This is a genomic window from Actinoplanes sp. CA-252034, from assembly GCF_050956125.1.
Taxonomy (GTDB): domain Bacteria; phylum Actinomycetota; class Actinomycetes; order Mycobacteriales; family Micromonosporaceae; genus Actinoplanes.
Genome location: NZ_CP191846.1, coordinates 10,572,895 through 10,593,222, shown reverse-complemented (window position 1 = coordinate 10,593,222; position 20,328 = coordinate 10,572,895). Strand labels below are relative to the sequence as shown.

At 69.1% G+C, this 20,328-nt stretch carries 19 protein-coding genes; 11 read left to right on the top strand and 8 right to left on the bottom strand.

Translation table 11 applies throughout. The features are described 5' to 3' along the window. Window positions 1–70 precede the first annotated feature (70 nt). Together ACQPZW_RS48035 and ACQPZW_RS48030 are read left to right on the top strand one after the other, a co-directional pair. Window positions 71–3,616 (top strand): immunoglobulin-like domain-containing protein, encoded by a 3,546-nt coding sequence (locus ACQPZW_RS48035; protein ID WP_433792630.1) that lies wholly within the window; start codon window positions 71–73, stop codon window positions 3,614–3,616. 127 nt (window positions 3,617–3,743) lie between these two features. After that, a complete protein-coding gene (locus ACQPZW_RS48030) occupies window positions 3,744–4,388 on the top strand; it encodes a fasciclin domain-containing protein (protein WP_433792629.1) in 645 nt (214 codons plus the stop codon). Between the two features lie 61 nt (window positions 4,389–4,449). Here ACQPZW_RS48030 and ACQPZW_RS48025 read toward each other — a convergent pair whose 3' ends face one another. Together ACQPZW_RS48025 and ACQPZW_RS48020 are read right to left on the bottom strand one after the other, a co-directional pair. Beyond that, window positions 4,450–5,649 (bottom strand): chitinase, encoded by a 1,200-nt coding sequence (locus tag ACQPZW_RS48025; RefSeq protein WP_433792628.1) that lies wholly within the window; start codon window positions 5,647–5,649, stop codon window positions 4,450–4,452. Between the two features lie 27 nt (window positions 5,650–5,676). After that, a complete protein-coding gene (locus ACQPZW_RS48020) occupies window positions 5,677–6,966 on the bottom strand; it encodes a chitinase (protein ID WP_433792627.1) in 1,290 nt (429 codons plus the stop codon). 149 nt (window positions 6,967–7,115) lie between these two features. Between ACQPZW_RS48020 and ACQPZW_RS48015 the strand changes: the two genes are divergently transcribed. Further along, entirely contained in the window at window positions 7,116–7,769 is a 654-nt protein-coding gene (locus ACQPZW_RS48015; RefSeq protein WP_433792626.1) for a Bax inhibitor-1/YccA family protein, read from the top strand. Here the strand turns inward: ACQPZW_RS48015 and ACQPZW_RS48010 are convergent. After that, complete coding sequence (locus ACQPZW_RS48010; protein WP_433792625.1) at window positions 7,726–8,892, bottom strand: PQQ-binding-like beta-propeller repeat protein; 1,167 nt, start codon at window positions 8,890–8,892, stop codon at window positions 7,726–7,728. The genes ACQPZW_RS48015 and ACQPZW_RS48010 overlap by 44 nt on opposite strands. Before the next feature lie 96 nt (window positions 8,893–8,988). Here ACQPZW_RS48010 and ACQPZW_RS48005 point away from each other — a divergent pair, with 96 nt between their 5' ends. Next, window positions 8,989–9,372: a hypothetical protein gene (locus ACQPZW_RS48005; RefSeq protein WP_433792624.1), complete on the top strand. Its 384-nt coding sequence runs from the start codon at window positions 8,989–8,991 to the stop codon at window positions 9,370–9,372. On the opposite strand, the gene ACQPZW_RS48000 is transcribed toward ACQPZW_RS48005, so the two are convergent. Together ACQPZW_RS48000 and ACQPZW_RS47995 are read right to left on the bottom strand one after the other, a co-directional pair. After that, entirely contained in the window at window positions 9,363–10,184 is an 822-nt protein-coding gene (locus ACQPZW_RS48000) for a tyrosinase family protein (RefSeq protein ID WP_433792623.1), read from the bottom strand. The genes ACQPZW_RS48005 and ACQPZW_RS48000 overlap by 10 nt on opposite strands. 2 nt (window positions 10,185–10,186) lie before the next feature. Continuing rightward, window positions 10,187–10,594 carry a tyrosinase family oxidase copper chaperone gene (locus ACQPZW_RS47995; protein ID WP_433792622.1) on the bottom strand — a complete coding sequence of 136 codons (408 nt, stop codon included), beginning with the start codon at window positions 10,592–10,594 and terminating at the stop codon, window positions 10,187–10,189. 373 nt (window positions 10,595–10,967) lie between these two features. Between ACQPZW_RS47995 and ACQPZW_RS47990 the strand changes: the two genes are divergently transcribed. Next, window positions 10,968–12,215, top strand: a complete 1,248-nt coding sequence (locus tag ACQPZW_RS47990) for a family 16 glycosylhydrolase (protein WP_433792621.1) — start codon at window positions 10,968–10,970, stop codon at window positions 12,213–12,215. Window positions 12,216–12,279: 64 nt separating this feature from the next. On the opposite strand, the gene ACQPZW_RS47985 is transcribed toward ACQPZW_RS47990, so the two are convergent. Continuing rightward, window positions 12,280–13,437: an LCP family protein gene (locus ACQPZW_RS47985; RefSeq protein WP_433792620.1), complete on the bottom strand. Its 1,158-nt coding sequence runs from the start codon at window positions 13,435–13,437 to the stop codon at window positions 12,280–12,282. Between the two features lie 179 nt (window positions 13,438–13,616). Between ACQPZW_RS47985 and ACQPZW_RS47980 the strand changes: the two genes are divergently transcribed. Together ACQPZW_RS47980 and ACQPZW_RS47975 are read left to right on the top strand one after the other, a co-directional pair. Next, window positions 13,617–15,023, top strand: a complete 1,407-nt coding sequence (locus tag ACQPZW_RS47980; RefSeq protein ID WP_433792619.1) for a chitinase — start codon at window positions 13,617–13,619, stop codon at window positions 15,021–15,023. A 77-nt stretch (window positions 15,024–15,100) separates the two neighbouring features. Continuing rightward, window positions 15,101–15,712, top strand: a complete 612-nt coding sequence (locus tag ACQPZW_RS47975) for a dihydrofolate reductase family protein (protein WP_433792618.1) — start codon at window positions 15,101–15,103, stop codon at window positions 15,710–15,712. A gap of 51 nt (window positions 15,713–15,763) precedes the next feature. Here the strand turns inward: ACQPZW_RS47975 and sodN are convergent, their stop codons facing one another. Continuing rightward, window positions 15,764–16,168, bottom strand: a complete 405-nt coding sequence (sodN, locus tag ACQPZW_RS47970; protein WP_433792617.1) for a superoxide dismutase, Ni — start codon at window positions 16,166–16,168, stop codon at window positions 15,764–15,766. Next, on the bottom strand, window positions 16,168–16,668 hold the full coding sequence (locus ACQPZW_RS47965; protein WP_433792616.1) for a flavin reductase family protein: 501 nt from the start codon (window positions 16,666–16,668) through the stop codon (window positions 16,168–16,170). Before ACQPZW_RS47965 ends, sodN begins: the two co-directional genes overlap by 1 nt. 280 nt (window positions 16,669–16,948) lie before the next feature. Here ACQPZW_RS47965 and ACQPZW_RS47960 point away from each other — a divergent pair, with 280 nt between their 5' ends. The 4 genes from ACQPZW_RS47960 to ACQPZW_RS47945 all read left to right on the top strand — a co-directional run bounded on the left by ACQPZW_RS47960 (window position 16,949) and on the right by ACQPZW_RS47945 (window position 20,267). Continuing rightward, the gene (locus tag ACQPZW_RS47960; protein WP_433792615.1) at window positions 16,949–17,149 is read left to right on the top strand and encodes a DUF397 domain-containing protein; all 201 of its coding nucleotides are present in this window, start codon (window positions 16,949–16,951) and stop codon (window positions 17,147–17,149) included. Between the two features lie 111 nt (window positions 17,150–17,260). Further along, on the top strand, window positions 17,261–18,952 hold the full coding sequence (locus ACQPZW_RS47955; protein WP_433792614.1) for an ABC transporter ATP-binding protein: 1,692 nt from the start codon (window positions 17,261–17,263) through the stop codon (window positions 18,950–18,952). Next, window positions 18,949–19,719: an energy-coupling factor transporter transmembrane component T gene (locus ACQPZW_RS47950; RefSeq protein ID WP_433792613.1), complete on the top strand. Its 771-nt coding sequence runs from the start codon at window positions 18,949–18,951 to the stop codon at window positions 19,717–19,719. The genes ACQPZW_RS47955 and ACQPZW_RS47950 overlap by 4 nt, the downstream gene beginning before the upstream one ends. Next, window positions 19,716–20,267: an ECF transporter S component gene (locus tag ACQPZW_RS47945; RefSeq protein ID WP_433792612.1), complete on the top strand. Its 552-nt coding sequence runs from the start codon at window positions 19,716–19,718 to the stop codon at window positions 20,265–20,267. The genes ACQPZW_RS47950 and ACQPZW_RS47945 overlap by 4 nt, the downstream gene beginning before the upstream one ends. The last annotated feature ends 61 nt before the right edge of the window (window positions 20,268–20,328 follow it).

Sequence of the window (20,328 nt, the reverse complement as noted above, 5' to 3'; positions counted from 1 at the left end):
GGTGACGAAACGGGATCGTCCTCCCGTCCATCGTGCTCCTCCCCCTTCTGCCCGCTCGAAGGAACCCTAGATGCGCATACCCTTCGGGAGTCTGGCGACGGCCGCCGCGACTCTCCTGCTGCTGCCCCTGGCCGCGCCGTCGCCCGCCCGGGCCGAGCAGGCCGCGGCGATCACCGACGGCCTGGTGCTCTGGTACAAGCTCGACGAGAAGTCCGGCGCGTCGGCCACCGACTCGTCCGGCAACAACCGCACCGGGACGGTCGCCGGCACGGCGTCCTGGACCAGCGGCGACGGCCTGACCTTCGACGGCTCCAGCACCTACGTGAAGGCGCCGGACAACGTCCTGGCCGGACTCGACTCCGTCTCGGTGTCCTTCGACGTCTTCATGGACCCACAGCAGTCCACGCCGTACTTCCTGTATGGATTCGGCAACACCAGCAGTGCCACCGGCTACGGCGACGGATACCTGTTCACCGGCGGAAACAGCCTCCGCACCGCGATCGCCACCGGCAACTGGTCCACCGAGCAGACCACCGGCCCGTCGCCCGCGCGACCGCTCGACCGCGGCACGTGGAAGCACCTCGCCTACACCCAGACCGGCACCACCGGGATCCTCTACGAGGACGGCACGCCGATCGCCACGAACACCGCGGTCACCATCAAACCCGGTGCGATCGGCGCCGGGAAGACGACGGCCAACTACATCGGCAAGTCCAACTACAGCGGCGACCGGCTCTTCAAGGGCAGGATCAAGGACTTCCGGGTGTACGGCCGGGCGCTCGACGGGTCCGAGCTGAGGACCCTGGCCGAACCGGTCGTGGCCACCGAGCTCGCCGCCGATCGGGTCGCTCTGGACCTGGGCGACACCACCGCCGTCGCCTCCGACCTGACTCTGCCGGCCTCCGCCCCGTACGGCTCGAAGATCACCTGGACCACCAGCGACCCCGCCGTGATCACCTCGGCCGGTGTGGTGACCAGGCCGGAGGCCGGTCAGCCGGATGCCACGGCGACGCTGACCGCCACCCTGACCCGAGGTGCGCTGACCGCCACGAAGTCCTTCCCGATCACCGTCCGGCCGCAGCTGACCGCGACCGAGGCGGTCCGGGAGGCGGCGGCCGGCCTGGTCGTGCACGACGTCGACGACGTGCGGGGCAACCTGACGCTGCCGTCGACGGGTGTCCACGGCGCGACGGTCACCTGGTCCTCGGACCGGCCCGGGATCATCGACGGCACCGGCCTCGTGCACCGGCCGGCCGCCGGTCAGGGGAGCACGACCGTCGCCCTGACCGCGACGGTGGTCGTCGGTGGGGCCTCGGCCACCCGGACGATCACGGCCACCGTGCCGGAGCTGCCCCCGGCGCGGGCCAAGGCCGGCTACCTGTTCAGCTACTTCACCGGCGAGGGGACCGCCGACGGCGAGCAGATCTACCTCGCGGTGAGCAAGGCGAACGACCCGCTGTCCTACCGCGAGGTCAACAACGCCAAGCCGGTGCTGACCTCGTCACTGGGCACGAAGGGCCTGCGTGACCCGTTCATCATCCGCTCGCCGGAGGGCGACAAGTTCTACCAGATCGCCACGGATCTCAAGATCTACGGCAACGGAGACTGGGACGCGTCGCAGCGCACCGGCAGCAAGTCGATCATGGTGTGGGAGTCCACCGACCTGGTCAACTGGACCGACCAGCGCCTCGTGAAGGTCTCGCCCGACACGGCCGGCAACACCTGGGCGCCGGAGGCCTACTACGACAAGGACCTCGGCGCGTACGTGGTCTTCTGGGCCTCGAAGCTCTACGCCGCGAACGACCCGAACCACACCGGCGGCACCTACAACAAGATGATGTACGCGACGACGCGCGACTTCCGCACGTTCAGCGAGGCGAAGGTGTGGGTCGACCCGGGTTACTCGGTGATCGACTCCACCATGATCGACCACAACGGGACCTACTACCGGTTCACCAAGGACGAGCGGAACAACTCGTCCACCTCGCCGTGCAGCAAGTTCATCGTCGAGGAGAAGTCCACCGACCTGCGCAGCACCGGTTACCAGTTCGTCAAGGACTGCATCGGCGCCGGTGGGGTCAGCGCCGGTGAGGGCCCGCTGGTGTTCAAGTCGAACACTCCCGATGCCGACGGCAAGGACCGGTGGTACCTGTTCGTCGACGAGTACGGCGGCCAGGGCTACGTGCCCTTCACCTCCACCGACCTCGACTCGGGCGTGTGGACCAAGGCCGCCTCGTACTCGCTGCCCAAGCGGCCCCGGCACGGCACCGTCCTGCCGGTCACGCAGGAGGAGTACGACCGGCTGCTCACCACCTACCAGCCGAACCTGCTGGTCAAGGGTGTCGACGAGGTGCCGCTGACCACCCGGGCGGGTGTCGCGCCGACCCTGCCGGCCCAGGTCACCGCCCGGTACGCGGACGGTTCCTCGTCGAGTGTCGCGGTCACCTGGGACAGCGTGCCCGCCTCCGCGTACGCCCGGCCGGGCCGCTTCTCGGTCTCCGGAACCATCACCGAGAGCCAGAACGTCAAGGCCACCGCGGTGGTGACAGTGCCCGACGAGGGTGCGCCCACGGTGACCGCCACTGCCGCACCCGGTTGGCTCACCGGCCCGGCCACGGTGACCGTGACCGCCGTGGACGAGGTGGACGGCCCACTCGTACCGAAGGTCCGCGTCACGCGCTCCGGTGAGCCGGCCGGCGCCTGGACCGATCAGACCGGGCCGCTCACCATCGATCGCGACGGTATCCACCTGGTCGAATACGTGGCCGTCGACGCCGCCGGCAACACCTCCGGAATCGGCTCGGTCACCGTGCGGATCGACCGGACCGCCCCGGTCTCGCAGGCGAGCGTCGACGTGAAGGGCCGGACCGTGTCCCTGCGGGCCGCCGACGACACCTCAGGCGTCAGCCGGGTGGAGTACTCCACGGACGGCGGCGCGACCTGGCAGCCGTACACCGTGCCGCTGACCTCGACGGTCCTCTACCGGGCCGTCGATGTGGCCGGCAACGTCGAGACCACGAACCAGGCGGTCCTCCCGCCGGCCGGTGTGGTCCTCGCCCCGAGCGCCACGCAGGCGACGCTCACCTCGGCGAAGGTCGCCTACGGCACGGCTCCCGTGGTGCGGGTGACGGTCGGCGGCGCGCTGCGGGCCAAACCCTCGGGCACGGTACGGGTGCTGCTGGGCTCCACCGCGGTCGGCTCCGGCACCCTGTCCGCCGGTAAGGCCACGGTCACGCTGGCCCGGAACATCGGTGTCGGCACCCGGAAGCTGCGGGTCGTCTACCTGGGCGACAGCCGGTATGCCGGTTCCGCCGCGGACCTCACGCTGAAGGTCGTCCCGGTAGCGTCCAAGACCACGCTGGCGGCGAAGAAGTCCCAGCTCACGGTGAAGGTCACCACCGCGTCCGGGGTCACGGCGTCCGGCACCGTGCGGATCGTCGCGGTCCGTGGTGGGAAGCAGGTGGTCCGTACGGTCCGGCTGAACGGCAGGGGCGTCGCGGTCCTCGACCTCGGTCGCCTGCCGAAGGGCACCTACCGCGTCACGGCCACCTACGGCGGCTCCGCCACGGTCACCGGCTCCACCGGGTCGAGGATCACGGTGAAGCTGACGCGCTGATCGATCAGCCCTCGCGGGCCCCGCGGAGAATTTTTCGCCGATCACTGCATCCAGATCGTCCGCACCGAGCGAAGTACGGGGTGGCGGCACAGAGGCCGCCACCCCGTACCGGAAAGGACGTCCGAAGATGAGGTTCACCCGAGTCGGCACCCGCGCCGCCGCCGTGGCCACCGCCGCCATCGTCGCTTCCGCCCTGACCGCGGCACCCGCCGCAGCGCACACCAAGCCGCTCGGCACCAAGTCTCTGGCCGCCGTCCTGCTGAAGGACAAGAGCGGCTTCGACCGCAACGGCCACGACTACGACATCCTGGCCGCGGCCGTGCAGGCGGTGCTCAAGGCCAAGCCGTCCAGCCCGGTCAAGGTCCTCACCGACGGCAAGACGAAGCTGACCGCGTTCCTGCCCAACGACCGTGCCTTCCAGCTGCTGGTGCAGGACATCACCAAGTCGAAGAAGCTGCCCGGCGAGAAGAAGGCCTTCACCGCGGTGGCCGGCCTCGGCATCGACACCGTCGAGTCGGTGCTGCTCTACCACGTCGTGCCGGGCGCCCGGATCAACGCCAAGACGGCGCTCAAGTCCGACAACGTCAAGCTGAAGACCGCCGCCGGCTCGCCGATCAAGGTCAACGTCTACAGCCACGGCCGGAAGATCTCGATCATCGACCTCGACTTCAGCGACCGTAACGCCCGCGTGGTCCGGGTCGACATCAACAAGGCCAGCCGCCAGATCGCCCACGGCGTCGACCGGGTGCTGCGCCCGATCAACCTGCCCTGACAAGCCCACACACGCGGACGCGCGGCCGCCCCCCACGGGCGACCGCGCGTCAGTGTCTGGATCAGAAGCCGGCGCTCACCCGGGTGAACGCCCAGTCGGCCTGCGCGATGCCGGAGCAGTCGCTGACCACGCCGCCGCCGGCGCAGCCACGGTCGCGGTTGACCGCCCAGAAGGTGAAGCGGGCCAGGCCCTTGCTCTTGGCGTAGTCACGGATCCGGGTCCAGGTGTCGACCGAGGTGACCTCCTGCTGGTCGGAGAGACCGTTCATGCCGGAGATGCCCATTCGGGAGTACGCCTGGGCGTCGGTGTAGCCGAACGTCGACTTGAGCACGTTCTTCAGGCCCTCGGTGGCACCGACGGTCGAGGCGTACATGTCGGCGCCGCCGCTGAAGTCGAACGGCATCTGGGTGAAGATGTCGATGTTCGCGCCCTTGGCCTTGGCCTGCTGGATCAGCCGGACACCGTGGGCGTTCGGGCCGGTCGTCGTGGTGCCGAAGGTCAGGATGGTCTTCACGTTCGGGTTGCGCTGCTTGACGATCTTCAGCGCGTCCACGATCCGGTCCGCGACGACGTAGTTCTCGAACTCGTCGGTGTTCTCGATGTCGATGTCGATCGCCTTGAGCTGGAAGGTGTCGATCACCTTCTGGTACGCGCCGGCGAGCGCCTCGGCGGTCGAGCAGTTGGGGCCGAGCTTGTTGCCGCTCCAGCCGCCGATCGACGGGACCACGTCGGCGCCGGCCGCCCGGATCGCCGCGATGGTGCTGGCGTGCGCGCCGCCGGTCAGGCCGGACGAGCCGTCCCACGCCGGGTTGCAGCCGTTACTGGCCAGCACGAACGCGATGGTGAAGGCCTTGATGCCGGTGGCCTGCACGATCGTCGCCGGGGCGGGCGGGTTGCCCCAGCCCGGGTAGAGATACGGCGCGGACGCCATCTTGGTGCCGGTGGCCGGCGGCGGGGTGGTGGGGCCGGTCGGCGGGGTCGTCGGCGGCGTGGTCGGGGTGGTGCCGCCACAGACGCCGTTGTCGATCCAGACGGCCCACTGGGTGCTGTTGGTGGCCGGCGACTCGTTCTGCGTCCACCACTTGGCGGTGTAGTTGTGGCCGCTCTGTGAAGCGACGTTGTCCTTCACGTAGACGGCCGAGGCGCTCCAGGCCGGGGCGCACGCGGCGGCCGCGTTCGAGGTGGCCATCGGGAGGACCGCGGCGGCCGTGGCCACCGCGCCGACCGAGGTCACGAGGGCGATCTTCCTGCTCAGTTTCATGGGGATGCTTCCTGCGAGGACGAGAGGTCAGGGAAGAGTGGCGAGGTGCGGGTCGATGGTGTTGGCCCAGGCGTTGCCGTTGGTCACATCCCAGTTGATGGACCAGGTCATCGCGCCCCGAATACCGGGATAGGTGGCCGGCGGCTTGAAGGTGCCGCAGTTGGTGCCCTTGGCCAGGCAGTCGAGGGCGGCGTTGACCACGGACGGGGCGACGTAACCGCCACCGGCGGCGCGGGTGCTGGCCGGCAGACCGAGCGCGATCTGGTCGGGGCGGAGCCCGTTCTGCAGCGGGATGCAGGAGAGCGCGGTCAGGAAGTTGATGCTGCCCTGGCCGTACGCCGCGTTGTTGTCACAGCCGAGCATCGCGCCGGAGTTGTAGTACTGGGTGAAGACGACGGTGAGGATGTCCTTGATGTCGAGCGCGAGCTTGAAGTACGAGGACTGTGGGTTCTGCATGTCGATGGTCTGCGGCGCCATCGTGATGATCAGACTGCTGCCCACCTTGGCCCGCAGGCTGCGGAGCGCGCTCGCCATGTAGGTGGCGTCGAGCCCGTTCTCCAGGTCGATGTCGACCCCGTCGAAGCCGTAGGTCTGGATCAGCCGGTGGACCGAGTCGGCGAACGCGGTGGCGGCGGCCGCGCTGTTGACGGCGACCGTGCCCTTCTCGCCGCCGACCGAGATGACCACCTTCTTGCCACGCGAGTGCAGCGTGCCGATGTCGGCCTTGAACTGGGCGTCGGTGTAGCCGCCGACCGCGGTGGCCAGCCCCGGGTCGAGGTTGAAGGTGACCGCGCCGGCGGTGCCGGTGGCGTCGGCGAAGGCCACCGCGATCAGGTCGTACGTGGCGGGGACGGCGGCCAGCTTGAGCGGGGCGGCGCCGTTGTCGAAGTTCTGCCAGTAGCCGGTGAGGAAGTGCTTCGGCAGCGACCCGGTGGGGGTGCTGGGCGACGTCGACGGGCTCGGCGAGGTCGAAGGTGACGTCGAGGGCGATGTCGAGGGCGATGTCGAAGGCGACGGCGAGGAGGACGGGGACGTGCTGGGCGACGGCGACGGGTTGGTGCCGCCACAGACGCCGTTGTCGGCCCACACGTCCCACTGGCCGCTACGGACGGCCGGCGACTCGTTCTGCGTCCACCACTTGGCGGTGTAGTTGTGGCCGTTCTGCGAGGCCGTGTTGCCGCCGACGTAGACCGCGGAGGCGCTCCAGGCGGGTGCGCAGGCCGCAGCGGCTGAGGCATTGCCCGCGAAATAGGTCGCCGCGCCACCCGCCGCCAGCGCCGTGACCGTGGCGAGTATCAAGGATCGGGAACGCCTCATCGGAGTCCTTCCATGGATGACCTGGGGATGCATCAATGTTTAGGACTGTTAACAGTGAATGTAAAGAGGGCGAACCTTAAACTTCCTAAAATCACGGGTCATCCCCGGCGGACGGTGTCCTGCCGGTCGTAGGGGCTCATCGTCGGGGAATGGACGACACCTATGCGTACCGCCGGGCCGCGGTCGCCGCCCGCGACCGTGGCCACATCCTGTTCGCCCGGACCATGGGCTACGTCGCGGGCACCACCGGCCTGTTCGCCCTCGGCGCGTACCTCGGCCGGAATCTGCCCGCCGGGTTCGCCTTCCTCGCGTACCTCGCCTCGTTCGCCGCCCTGATCGCCATGTACTTCACCGTCCGGAGGTCGCAGTCCACGACGGTCGCGCTGCTCGGCGCGTTCGGACTGCTCACCGGGGTCGCACTGGCGCCGACGCTTGTCTACTACGCGAGCACCGACCCGCAGGCGCTCTGGCAGGCCGGCGCGGCCACGGCGATGTTCGTGGCCGGGTTCGGCGCGGCCGGATGGGCCACCCGCCGGGACCTGTCGGCGCTCGCCCGGATCTGTTTCTGGGCCCTCGTGGCACTGCTGCTCTTCGGCATCGTGCTGATCTTCGTGAACATCCCGAACGGCGCGCTGGTCTACTCCGTGCTCGGTCTGGTGATCTTCGCGGGCTTCATCATGTTCGACTTCCAGCGCCTGCGACGGTCCCGTGACATCGAGGCCGCGCCGCTGCTGGCCGCGTCGATCTTCCTCGACATCCTCAACGTCTTCCTGTTCTTCCTGCGGATCTTCCGGAGCCGGTGACGGCGTACGCGGTGAGCGAGCCCTCGTGTGACTGGTAGAGCACGCCACCGGTCACGATCAGTTCGCCGCCGAGTGGGAGCGTGCCGGTGATCACCGTGCCGCGGGCGGCGTCCAGCGCGATGCCCCCGGCGTAGACGACCCCGCCGGCCACCACCGGCTGTCCGCCGTACCGGGGCAGGTCCCGCCGCCACACCTGCTTACCGGTGCGGGCGTCCAGGGCGGTGATCGCCTCGCCGTCGGACCGGTAGAGCCGGTTTCCGTCGGCGGCGATCAGCTCGGTGGGCCCGGGCGCCGTCCAGCGGACCGCGCCGGTCCCGACGTTCACCGCCACCAGGCGCTCCCTGTCGTCGGCGCCGTAGAAGACGTCGCCGGCCGGGTTCGCCGCCTCGGTGCGGAGGTGCAGTCTCGTGGACCACCGCACCGCGCCGGTGACGATGTCGAACGACTTGGAGCCGCCGGCCGCGAACCCGGCGACCACACCGTTCGCGGACGAGCCGCCGACCCGGCGGCCGGGCGCCTTCCACAGCTCCCGCCCGTCACTCACCCGGTAGGTGACCGTCTCCGAGTCCCCGGAGACGTCGGTGCCGGAGACGAGCACCGCGCCCTTGTCGACGATCATGGTGCCGACCAGCGGCGAGCTCGCGGACCAGCGCAGCAGTCCACTGCGCACGTCCAGCGCGACCAGCACCGGGTTCGGGTCGCTGACCGACATGCAGTCGTTGTAGCCGACGACGAGCAGCCCGCCGGCGACCGCCATCCGGGGTGTGCCGCCCTCGATCGCGCCGTTCCAGTCATGGCTCCATCGCCGGGTGCCGGTCGCCGCGTCGTAAGCCGTGATCCCGGCCAGGTCGCCGACGAAGACCCGACCGCCCGCGACGATCGGCCCGCTGAACGACGAGCACGTCTCCGCCGAGCGCAACGGCACTGACCATTTGCGGACAAGACGCCGCACGGTGTCAGCGGTGATCGCGGATTCTCTCGGGTTGGACCAGCTGTCCTCGGCGTCGTAGCCGACGTGGTCCCAGAGGGGCGGCGCGGGTGCGGCGCGGATCGGCGTGGCTGCCGCGCCGGCAGCGAGGACGAGAGCCACCACCACAGCGGGGGTACGAGCCAAAGCGTGCACGAACGTAAGTAAAGCGGCACTGTCGGCCTTAAGTGGACTTTTGCCCGAAAGCCGACGGGGCGGCGACGAGTCGTCGCATCGATTATGGTCTCCGCCGTGATTGGCAGACTACTCAGCAATCGATATGGCGCGGCCCTCGGTGGCATCGCCGTCTTCTGTTTCGGTGTGTTCGCCCTCGGTGGTGACGAGGTGAAATGTGGCGTCTCGGTGATGAAGCCGGGCGACGAGTGCGTGGAGACCCGCAAGGGCAACTCGACGACACGCAGTTTCGAGGACCAGAAGTCGCACGACGAGCTGTTCCGGTACGGCGCGATCGGCGTGGGCGCGCTGATGTTCGTGGTCGGCACCGGCCTGATCGTCAAGCGGCACGTGCTGGACGCGGGCAAGGGCGACCCGGCCGTGGCCGCCGGCGACGGTTTCCCGCCGCCGGCTCCGCCCCAGCCCCAGCCCCAGCAGTTCGGGGCCCCGCCTCAGGCGTAGGTGTAGGCACTCCGGTGATCGAGAACGGTCGCCGGGGTGACTCCCGCCCACGGCTGCATGACCTCGTTCAGATCGATGACGCCGGAGGTGTTCGCGGCCGGCACGTAGTGGGCGCCGTCGAAGCCCCACCGGGTCTGCCACCGCGACCACAGCCGGTCGATGTTGCAGTGGTGCAGCCAGAACACCGGGTCGTTGGGGGAGTCCTGCTGGCCCATGTGACCGCCGACCCACACGTGGACGGTGTTGTGCAGGTTCGGCGAGCGCCAGCCCTCCATCCGGTTGCGCATGCCGTTGGTCGCCGAGCTGTTCCACGGCGCGGCGTCGTAGGCCGCGACGTCGAGCACCGAGGTGACCTGGGCCGAGGTCGGCAGGGTGTTGCTGCCCATGGCGCGCCGTAGCGACGTCGACGACGACGAGCTGACCGTGATCCGCCAGTTGGTCGCGCCGGCGAACGGGCCGGTGGTGACCGGGCCGTTGCCACCCGACCCGTTGCCGCCCATGAAGTCGGCGGTGAACGGGACGCCGCCGATGGTCCGGTCGGTGGTCCAGTCCCAGTAGGGGAGGTTCACGGCCGGGTTGATCGCCTGCAGCGCCTTCTCGAACTCGATCAGGTACTGCCGGTGCCAGGGCAGGAACGACGGGGACTGGTGGGCGTACCGGATCCCGCCGACCGCGGCGAAGAAGTTGATGTGCGTGGTGACGAACCAGTCGTAGTTGCGGCCACCGGACTGCGCCTTGAGCTGCTTCACGGCGGCGACGAAGGCGGCCTTCTCGGCGGTGGTCAGGTCACGTGCGCTCTTGCGGACGCCCATGGTCAGCTCCCGTGCTCGTGGCCGACCCCGGCCAGGGCGGTCAGTTCGGTGTCGCCGAGCACGTCGACGGCGCGTCTGGTGAGCTCGAGCAGGCCGCCCCGGTTGCGATCGGTGTCGATGAGGACCGGCTGGTAGTGGTTGATCGCGCTGATGAACCCGACCGTGGCGCCCGGCAGGTCGACCTCCATGACGGCCAGCTTGCGGTCGTTGATCCAGACCTCGTGCGACCGCGACCGGCCCCGGGCGAGCGACCGGACCTCCGCCGCGCCGACGTGCACGCCCCGGATCCTCTTTCCACGGTATTCGAGCTCGAAGTCGCGCGGGTCCTTGCCGGCGGCCGGAGTGGCGAGCATTTGTGCGCCGGCGACTCCACTGGCGACGGCCGCGGTGGCGGCGCCGTAGCGGAGCACGGCACGTCTATTGACAGACGTTGATGGCGTCATTGTGTGACTCTCCGAAGAATTGTTTCTAAATGCCTTTTGGGCAGCTCGGAGCGGGTCCCCCGCCGCTCCGGCGCAACCGAACATACCTGAGAGGCGCAACGCTATCGGGAATGGTGGCGTAGCCCACAGATAGGCGTTCTTAATGCCTTAACGATTGTTTAATCGGTGGCATATTTCGGCGCTGAAATGGGATGAATCCGGAGAGTGGGCGTCGGGTGTGCCGGGATCGCGCAGGAAGAAGGTGTTATCGACGGTTCCGGAACCCGTCGCCATTGACTCATGACCATCGAACTCTTAACAATGTTTTTAATATCGACACCTCTCCCCCAGGAGGATCCCCATGCGCGGGATACGCACTCTGCTGGGCGCTGCCGTCGTCGCGATCACGCTGGCCGGCAGCCTGACCCTCGCCTCCCAGGGCGACACGGCGGACGCCGCCGTCGGCCCGGTGACCTGGTCCGACGAGTTCAACGGCGGGGCCGGCGCGGCGATCGACGGCTCGAAGTGGAACTTCGACGTCGGTGGTGGCGGCTTCGGCAACAGCGAATTGCAGTACTACACCAACTCCACGAACAACGTCCGCCAGGACGGCCAGGGGCACCTCGCGATCACCGCCCGCAAGGAGAACCCGTCCAACCTCCAGTGCTGGTACGGCACGTGCCAGTACACCTCCGGCCGGATCCTCACCTCCGGCAAGTTCACCCAGCGTTACGGCCGGTTCGAGGCCAGCATCAAGGTGCCGAAGGGGCAGGGCATCTGGCCCGCGTTCTGGATGCTCGGCGACAACCTGGGCAGCGTCGGCTGGCCGCAGTCCGGCGAGATCGACATCATGGAGAACGTCGGCAAGGAGCCGAACAAGCTCTACGGCACGGTCCACGGACCCGGCTACTCCGGCGGCAGCGCCATCGGGGGCAACCGGACCCTCTCCGCGCCGCTCGGGGACGCCTTCCACTCGTACGCGGTGGAATGGTCTCCGAACCTGATCGTCTGGTACCTCGACGGCAGTGAGTACTTCCGGGTCACCCCGGCCTCGCTGGGCGGCCGTCAGTGGGTCTTCGACCACCCGTTCTTCCTGATCCTGAACGTGGCGGTCGGCGGCAACTGGCCGGGCAGCCCGGACGCCTCCACCTCGTTCCCGCAGACCATGCTGGTCGACTGGGTGCGCGTCTCGGCCTGGAACGACTCGACCACCCCGCCCCCGGCCGGCGGCAACGCCCTGAAGAGCAACTTCAACGGCAAGTGCATCGACATCCCCGGCGGTACGGCCACCGACGGCGCTCGCCTGCAGATGTACGACTGCAACGGCACCGGCGCCCAGCAGTGGACCGCCAACAGTGACGGGACGATGCGCGCGCTCGGCAAGTGCATGGACCCGGCCGGTGGCGCCCTGTCCAACGGCACCCCGATCCAGCTGGTCACCTGCAACGGCAACCCGGTGCAGCGGTTCACCCTCTCCGGCGCCGGCGACCTCGTGAACGTCTCGGCCAACAAGTGTGTCGACATCACCGGCTGGAACAACGCGAACGGCGCCCAGCTCCAGCTCTGGGACTGTGGCGGCACCGCCAACCAGAAGTGGGCCCGCGCCTGATCCAGGCCGTGAACGACGATGGGGCGCCGCGGTATCCGCGGCGCCCCATCGGTTTCGTCCGGTGCTAGCTGTCCATGTTCACGATGCTCGGGTTGTCGATCAGGAACTGGGCGACCCGGTCCTCCTTCACCGCGGTGAAGAAGTCGGCGGCCTGCTCCGGCTTGAGGAACCGCTCACCGAGGTAACCCGTGTTGTTGGCCGGGTTCTGGAACACCCCGCCGCCCTCGAGCTTGACCGTGACCATGTCGTCGACGTTGATGTCCTTGAGCGCCAGCGCCCACTCGACGGGGCTGTTGCCGCCACCGGCGAAGGTCAGCGACTTGCCGGCCGCGTCCAGGATCTTCGTCATCTTGCCGATGTCGGTGATGACGCCCTTGCTCATCGCCTCTTTCGCCATGGCCTTGATGAACTGCTGCTGGTGGCGCTGCCGGTCGTAGTCGCTCATCTTGACGCCCTCGACGTTCGGGTACCGCTGGCGGACGTAGTCGAGCGCCTGCCACGGCTGGAGCCGGACCGGCTTGGTGCTCTTCTTGTAATACATCTGGGGCCCGGTGTACGGGTGGTCGCAGTTGGAGGTCACGGGGCAGCTCGCCTTGCGTGGCCGCTGCTTGCCCTCCGGCGTCAGGTGCTCCGACTTCACGTCCATGTCGATGACCATGGAGACGCCGCCGAGCGCCTCGACGATGTCCTTGAAGCCGCCGAAGTTGATGATCGCCGCGGCGTCGAACTTGTCGATGCCGGTGTAGTCGCGGATCGTCTTGGAGAGCAGCTTGAAGCCGTTCGTGACGTCGATCTTGCCGTTCACCTGGCTGCCCAGGGCCATCGCCGAGTTGATCTTCCCGCGGTGCGCCCGGACGCCGGACTTCGAGTCGGCCGGAATGTCCACATAAAGGTCACGGGGCATTGAGAACAGATACGCCGTGCTCATATCGGCCGGAATGTGCGCGACGAGGATCGAGTCGGACAGCGGAGGAGTCTCCGGCTTACGCGGGTCGATGCCGACGAGGAGGATCGTCAGCGGGCCCTTGATCTCTTCCTTCTTCGTCGCTGCCTGCGCGGCGTCACCCTCGAGCAGGCCCTCGTCGGTGAAGCCGCTGGTGTACTTCGCGATGAGGGTCTGGCCGGTGACCAGCGTGCCGCCGCTGACAATCAGCAGCACGGCGCCGAACGCGGCACAGAGCCGCGCCCACAATGGCGTGCGGCGTTTCGTTGACTTGGGCAACCGGTCTCCTAGCCCCGCTCCGACATCGAACACGCATGATTCCACGGCCAGGCAACACCGAGGCAAGCGTCTCCGGGGCCGACGTGACCGGTGCCACCTTAGTTCCAGTACGGCTCCAACACCTACCGGGTTCGATCGACGCTATTTACTTATACAGTTAACAGTCCTAATAATTAGCCATGCGTCGATCCGTTCTCCTGGCCACGGCGACGGCCCTGGCCTCCGCGGGCTCCCTCGTCTACGTGGCCTCCACCGCGAGCGCGGCCGTGGCCTGTGCTCCCGTCTGGAGCGCCTCCTCCGTCTACGTCAAGGACAACGTCGCCTCCAAGGGCGGCAACAACTACACGGCCAAGTGGTGGACCCAGGGCGAGGACCCGGCCCTCAAGAGCGGCCAGTGGGACGTCTGGATCAACAACGGCGCTTGCGGCGGCACCACCGACCCGTCGCCGTCCAGCCCGTCGCCCTCGAAGTCGCCGTCGACCAGCCCATCCCCGTCGACGTCGCCCTCCACGTCGCCCAGCCCGTCGACCTCGCCGAGCACCCCGATCCCCGTCGGTGGTCTGCCGAGGCACGCACTCATCGGCTACCTGCACGCGAGCTTCGCCAACGGCGCCGGTTACCTGAAGATGGCCGACGTGCCCGCCGAGTGGGACATCATCAACCTCTCCTTCGGCGAGCCGACCAGTGTCACGTCCGGTGACATCCGGTTCACCCTCTGCCCGGCCACCGAGTGTCCCGGCGTGGAGACCGAGGCCCAGTTCATCGCCGCCATCAAGGCCAAGCGTCAGGCCGGCAAGAAGGTGCTGCTCTCCATCGGCGGGCAGAACGGACAGGTGCAGCTCACCACGACCGCGGCCCGCGACAAGTTCGTCAGCTCGGTGAGCGCGATCATCGACAAGTACGGCCTGGACGGCGTCGACGTCGACTTCGAGGGCCACTCGCTGTCGCTGAACACCGGCGACACCGACTTCAAGAACCCGACCACGCCGGTCATCGTCAACCTGATCAGCGCGCTCAAGTCGCTGAAGACCCGCTACGGCGCCGGATTCGTCCTGACCATGGCCCCGGAGACGTTCTTCGTCCAGCTCGGCTACCAGTATTACGGCTCCGGTCCGTGGGGTGGCCAGGATCCCCGCGCCGGCTCGTACCTGCCGGTGATCCACGCGCTGCGCAACGACATCACCGTGCTGCACGTCCAGGACTACAACTCCGGCTCGATCATGGGGCTGGACAACCAGTACCACTCGATGGGCGGCGCCGACTTCCACATCGCGATGACCGACATGCTGCTGGCCGGATTCCCCGTCGCGGGCAACACCGCCAACGTGTTCCCGGGGCTGCGTGAGGACCAGATCGCGTTCGGGGCGCCCAGCTCGGTGAGCGCCGGCAACGGCCACGTCGCCCCGGCGGGTGTCCAGCAGGCGGTCAACTGCCTGGTCAAGGGGTCGAACTGTGGCGGTTACACGCCGCGCAGCGGTCTGAACCCGGACTTCCGGGGACTGATGACCTGGTCGATCAACTGGGACCGGTTCTACAGCTGGGAGTTCAAGAACAGCCACGAGCCGTTCCTGAACGCGTTGAACTGATTCCGCCCGGACCGATGAGTTCGTGTCGGTGGCCCGGTCTACTGAACCGAGACCACCGACACGAAGGGGCCACCACCATGGCAAAGGTCATCTCCACCCTGTTCATCTCCGCCGACGGCGTCGCCGAGATCGACCCGGCCTGGCACTTCCCGTACTTCGACGAGAACATGGGCCGCGCGATCACCGAGGACTACGACACCTCCGACGTGCTGCTGATCGGGCGGAAGACGTACGACAGCTTCGCCGGCGCCTGGCCCGAGCGCGAGGCCGGCGGTGGCGACGACGCGCCGTTCGCCAAGCAGCTCGGCGACGTCCGCAAGGTGGTCGCCTCGCGTCAGGCGCCGGAGCTCACCTGGCGCAACTCGGAGCTCATCGACGGCGACCTGATCGACGCCGTACGGGCGCTGAAGGCGGACGAGAGCATCAAGGGCATCCTGATCCCGGGCTCCCTGAACGTGGTGCACCAGCTGCTCGCCGCCGGGCTGGTCGACGAGCTGCGGCTGCTCGTGCACCCGGTGGCGGCCGGTAAGGGCGAGAAGCTCTTCGTCGACGGCGCCCCGGTTCAGCATCTGAAGGTGCTGGCCACCGAGGCGTTCCCGACCGGCGTGCTCCGGGTGATCTACGCGCCCGTCGAGCCGCCCGCGCCGGCCGGATACGAGGACGTCGAGGACTTCCCCGAGGGCAGATGAGCCGGAGGCTTCGGCCGGTCACCGTGTCGGTGACCGGCCGGGCAGCCGATGTCAGGCCTGCTTGGTCTCCCAGAAGATCTTCGAGATCTCCTCGATCTTGCCGAGCAGCCGGTCGGCGACAGCCGGGTCGACCGAGCCCTTCGCGCCGCCGGCCCCGGCCAGCTTGGTGGCCTCGTTGAAGAGCTGGTGCAGGTGCGGGTACTTCTCGAAGTGCGGCGCCTTGAAGTAGTCGGTCCACAGCACCCACAGGTGGTGCTTGACCAGCTCGGCCCGCTGCTCCTTGATGATCAGGGCCCGGGTACGGAACTCCGGATCCTCGTTCGCCTGGTACTTCTCCGCGATCGCCTTGATCGACTCGGCCTCGATCCGGGCCTGAGCCGGGTCGTAGACGCCGCACGGCAGAGCGCAGTGGGCGCTCACGACGGTACGCGGGGTGAACAGCCGGGGCAGTCGCATCAGAACTCGTCTCCGTGGTGGGGGTGGAACTCGCGGTCGTGGTGCACGAGCCGTCCGCGGGCCGGGCCGAGCAGCACCTCGATCACGGTGGCGACGACCACCGTCGAGTCACCGACCGGAACCCGGTGCAGCGGTACGGCCCGCAGGCTCGCCTGGGCGCCGGGCAGGAACGGCTCGCCGGTCGGCAGCATGTCCCACCCCTGCTCCGGGGTGAAACGCGGCCCGTCCGACCGGGCGAAGGCCCGGGCCAGGGCGAGGTGCGCCGGGCCGAGAAGGTTGACGGTGAGACTCGGCGCGGTCAGGATCGCCCGCGCCGAGCGGGACCCCATCACCGAGAACGACAGTGCCGGCGGATCCATCGAGACCGACGCCACGCTGGACGCGGTGAGCCCGGCCGGCCCCCGTGGCCCGCCCGCGGCGATCACCGCGACCCCGGTCGGAAACCGGCGGAAGGCATCCTTCAGCCTCTCGCCGACCCCGGTATCGATGCTGCTCGACACTGTCTCCCTCATCCCTGCCCAGCCGTACGGGACGACGTTAGAACCTCAACCTGAATTGAGGTCAAACCCGGCGGCTGCCGGATCGGCCTCGCGGCTGGTCGACGGCCTCGATCGGGGCGTCCGCCGGACGGCTGCTCCGGCACGGTGGGCGACTTCGCCGGATCTCCACGACATTCCGCTGTTCACACGGACGGGACCGGGGCCGGTTCTATGCTCGAAGCCCAGGAGCAGGTGAGACAGGTCGGTAACCGCTCGGACCGTGCAGCGAGAGGAATCACGAATGGATCTTGCCGACGCAACGTGGCGGAAGAGCCGCCGGTCGAGCGATGACGGAACCTGCGTCGAGGTCGCGGTGGTCGCGGGGGGCGTGGCCGTCCGGGACTCCAAGAACCGCGAGGGCGGCGCGCTGAAGTTCACGTACGCCGAGTGGGTCGCCTTCATCGGCGGGATCAAGGCGGGCGCCTTCGACCTTCCGGCGTAGATCCGGACGGCGACCAGGACTGACGAGCGCGGGCTCACCCCAGGGGTGGGGCCGCGCTCGCTGCGTGAGCGGGCGTGCCGGGCGAATTAAGGTATGCCTATCCTTATCCGCATGTCCGACGTGTTGCTGCGGCTCACCGGGGTGTCCGTGCGGCACGAGGTGTATGACCGAGACGGTGCGGTGAGCCACGGCGCGGCCCGGCCACAAGAGGTGACCGCCGAGGTCCGGGCCGGCGAGATGGTGCTGCTGCTCGGGCCGTCCGGGTGCGGCAAGTCCACTCTCACGCTCACCGCCAACGGGCTGATCCCGCACGTCGTCGGCTCTCTCATGGACGGCACGGTGACCGTCGCCGGGACCGATACGGCCGCGACCACGGTGCCCGCGCTCGCCCGTGACGTCGCCATGGTCTTCCAGGATCCGGACGCGCAGATCGTCACGGCCACCGTGCTCGACGAGGTCTGCTTCGGGCCGGAGAACCTGCTGGTCCCGGCGGAGGAGGTGCTGGCACGGGCCGAGGAGGCACTGCGCCGCGTCGGGCTCTGGGAGCGCCGCGACGACGACCCCGAGCATCTGTCCGGCGGAGGGCGTCAGCGCCTCGCCATCGCCTGCGCGCTCGCGTTGCGTACCCCCGTGCTGGTCCTCGACGAGCCGACCGCGAACCTGGACCCGGCCGGTGTCGAGGAGGTCTATCGGATCCTGCGGGACATCGCCGCCGAGCGGGACCGGGCCGTGCTGCTGGTCGAGCACAACCTGGACGCGGCGATCGGATTCGTCGACCGGGTGCTGGTGCTCGACGCCGAGGGACGGGTCGTGTTCGACGGGGCGGCCCGCGCGATCCTCACCGGGCACGTCGAGGAGCTGATCGCGCTGGGCGTGTGGCTGCCGGTGGCGACGCTGGCGGCGCTGCGGCTGCGGGCGGCCGGAATCGTGCTGGAGCCGCTGCCGTTGACGCCCGGCGAGCTGGCGACCGCCCTCGACACGGCGCCCGCGCTTCCGGCTCCCCGGGCCCGGGTGGCTGCCGGTGTCGCCGCCGAGACCGCCATCGCGGTACGCGACCTCACCGTCCATCGCGGACGCCGGCCCGTTCTGCACAGCGTGTCCCTGACCGTCGCGGCCGGCGAGTTCGTCGCGGTGGCCGGGGCCAACGGGGCCGGCAAGACCACGCTGGCCCAGGCGATCGCGGGTGTGGTCGGCACCCGCCGCGGGACGGTCACCGTGAGCGGTCAGGCCGGGTTCGTCTTCCAGAACCCGGAGCACCAGTTCCTCACCAACCGGGTCGAGGACGAGCTGGCGTACGGCCTGCGGGTCTTGAAGCGACCGCGAGCCGAGATCGACGCCCGCGTGGACGAGCTGCTGGACCGGCTGGGGTTGGGTGGGGTGCGCGAGGTGCACCCGTTCCTGCTGTCCGGCGGCCAGAAACGCCGCCTCTCGGTCGGCGCCGCCCTGGTGACCAGGCCCAAGGTGCTGGTCCTGGACGAGCCGACGTTCGGTCAGGACCGGGAACGCGCCGCCGAGCTGCTCGACCTGCTCGACGGGCTGCACCGGGACGGCGCCACCGTGGTCGTGGTCAGCCACGACATGCATCTGGTCGCCGAGTACGCGACCCGGCTGCTGGTGCTCGCCGGCGGCCGGGTGATCGCCGACGGTGTCCCGTCCGACGTCTACGCCGACGCCGCGGTGCTGGCCGCGGCCGGGCTGCGACCACCGCCGATCGCACAGGCCGCCCGTGCGCTCACCCGCCACCCCGGCTGGCACGGCGTGACCAGGCTCGCCGATCTGCCCGCCCTGGAGCCGTCCCGATGAGCGACCGGTGGTCGCTGCGCTCGTACAACCCGGTCGTCAAGGTGCTCGCCCCGGTCCCCGCCATGATCGTCACCGCGCTGTCGCGAGACCTGTGGACGCCTGCCGTGTTCGCGGTGATCGCACTGGCCATGCTGCTGATCGGCGGCGGGCTGCGCGGCCGGCGGCTGGTCGCGACGATCGCCGGTCCGCCGCTGCTGGTGGCTGTGCTGACCGTGTCGTTCGGTGTGTGGACCGACCCGCGCCTGGTCGACCACACCACCGCGCTGCTGACGATCGGGCCGTTCACGCTCTGGTCCGGCGCGCTGGAGATCGGCCTCGCCACCGGGCTGCGGGTGGCCGCCGTGATGCTGCTGGCCCTGATCGCGGGCCTCACCACCGACGGAACCGACCTGGTCCGGTCGATGATCGCGCACCTGCGGGTGCCCTACCGGATCGGGTACGCGGGGTTCGCGGCCATGCGGTTCGTGCCGAGGTTCCGTCGCGACCTGGAGATCATCCGGCTGGCGCACCGGGTGCGGGGCGTGGACGGCGGGCGCGGACCGGTCGCCACGCTGCGCCGGTACAACGGGTACGCCGTACCGCTGCTGGCCGGGGCGATGCGGCACGGTGACCGCGTCTCGCTCGCGATGGAGGCTCGCGGGTTCGGGGCGTTCCGGACCCGTACCGAACGCCGTCACGTCCCGCTGCGCCCCCGCGACGCCGTCCTGGCGCTCTGGCTTATCGCTGTGTGTCTCGTTCCCCACCTGTTGTCTGGAGCCCTCGGATGAAGAATCTGACCACCCGTTACCTGATGGCGTGCGCGGCGATCGGCGCGGCCACCGGTGTCCTGCTGATACCGGCGTTCTTCGTGTCGTTCGCGATCTCCGCGGCCGTCCCGCTGGCGTACGCCGCGATGGCCGGCGTCTGGTTCCTCGGCCCGGTCGTGGCGCTCGCCGTGCTGCGGCGTCCCGGCGCGGCGGTGCTCACCATGTTCCTCGCCGGGATCATCAACGTGGCCACCCCGGCCGGACCGAGCGCGATCCTCACCAACCTGATGGTCGGTGCCGCCCTGGAACTGGGCTTCCTGGTCACCCTCTACCGGATCTGGCGGCCCTGGCTGTTCTTCGTGACCGGCGCGCTGTTCCAGGTCTACTACGCGATCAGCGCCTACGCGTACTTCAACATCGGCGACATGACGACCGCGGCCCAGGTCGGCTTCTTCGTCCTGCTGTTCGGCAGCACGACGGTGTTCATCCAGATCGGGCTCGTCATCGCGAAACGGCTGATCACCGCGGGCGTCGGCCGGGGAGTGGCGCCGGCGCCGGCTGTCCGGTGAGCTGCGGATCATGTTGGTAACGGCCCGGAGTGCCAGCTGAGCGAATCGGCGTGACGGTCGG

Excerpts from the sequence above, each read along its gene's own strand:
- ACQPZW_RS48035 (WP_433792630.1), top strand. The coding sequence starts at position 71 with ATGCGCATACCCTTCGGGAGTCTGGCGACGGCCGCCGCGACTCTCCTG.
- ACQPZW_RS48030 (WP_433792629.1), top strand. The coding sequence starts at position 3,744 with ATGAGGTTCACCCGAGTCGGCACCCGCGCCGCCGCCGTGGCCACCGCC.
- ACQPZW_RS48025 (WP_433792628.1), bottom strand. The coding sequence starts at position 5,649 with ATGAAACTGAGCAGGAAGATCGCCCTCGTGACCTCGGTCGGCGCGGTG.
- ACQPZW_RS48020 (WP_433792627.1), bottom strand. The coding sequence starts at position 6,966 with ATGAGGCGTTCCCGATCCTTGATACTCGCCACGGTCACGGCGCTGGCG.
- ACQPZW_RS48015 (WP_433792626.1), top strand. The coding sequence starts at position 7,116 with ATGGACGACACCTATGCGTACCGCCGGGCCGCGGTCGCCGCCCGCGAC.
- ACQPZW_RS48000 (WP_433792623.1), bottom strand. The coding sequence starts at position 10,184 with ATGGGCGTCCGCAAGAGCGCACGTGACCTGACCACCGCCGAGAAGGCC.
- ACQPZW_RS47990 (WP_433792621.1), top strand. The coding sequence starts at position 10,968 with ATGCGCGGGATACGCACTCTGCTGGGCGCTGCCGTCGTCGCGATCACG.
- ACQPZW_RS47980 (WP_433792619.1), top strand. The coding sequence starts at position 13,617 with ATGCGTCGATCCGTTCTCCTGGCCACGGCGACGGCCCTGGCCTCCGCG.
- ACQPZW_RS47975 (WP_433792618.1), top strand. The coding sequence starts at position 15,101 with ATGGCAAAGGTCATCTCCACCCTGTTCATCTCCGCCGACGGCGTCGCC.
- sodN (WP_433792617.1), bottom strand. The coding sequence starts at position 16,168 with ATGCGACTGCCCCGGCTGTTCACCCCGCGTACCGTCGTGAGCGCCCAC.
- ACQPZW_RS47960 (WP_433792615.1), top strand. The coding sequence starts at position 16,949 with ATGGATCTTGCCGACGCAACGTGGCGGAAGAGCCGCCGGTCGAGCGAT.
- ACQPZW_RS47955 (WP_433792614.1), top strand. The coding sequence starts at position 17,261 with ATGTCCGACGTGTTGCTGCGGCTCACCGGGGTGTCCGTGCGGCACGAG.
- ACQPZW_RS47950 (WP_433792613.1), top strand. The coding sequence starts at position 18,949 with ATGAGCGACCGGTGGTCGCTGCGCTCGTACAACCCGGTCGTCAAGGTG.
- ACQPZW_RS47945 (WP_433792612.1), top strand. The coding sequence starts at position 19,716 with ATGAAGAATCTGACCACCCGTTACCTGATGGCGTGCGCGGCGATCGGC.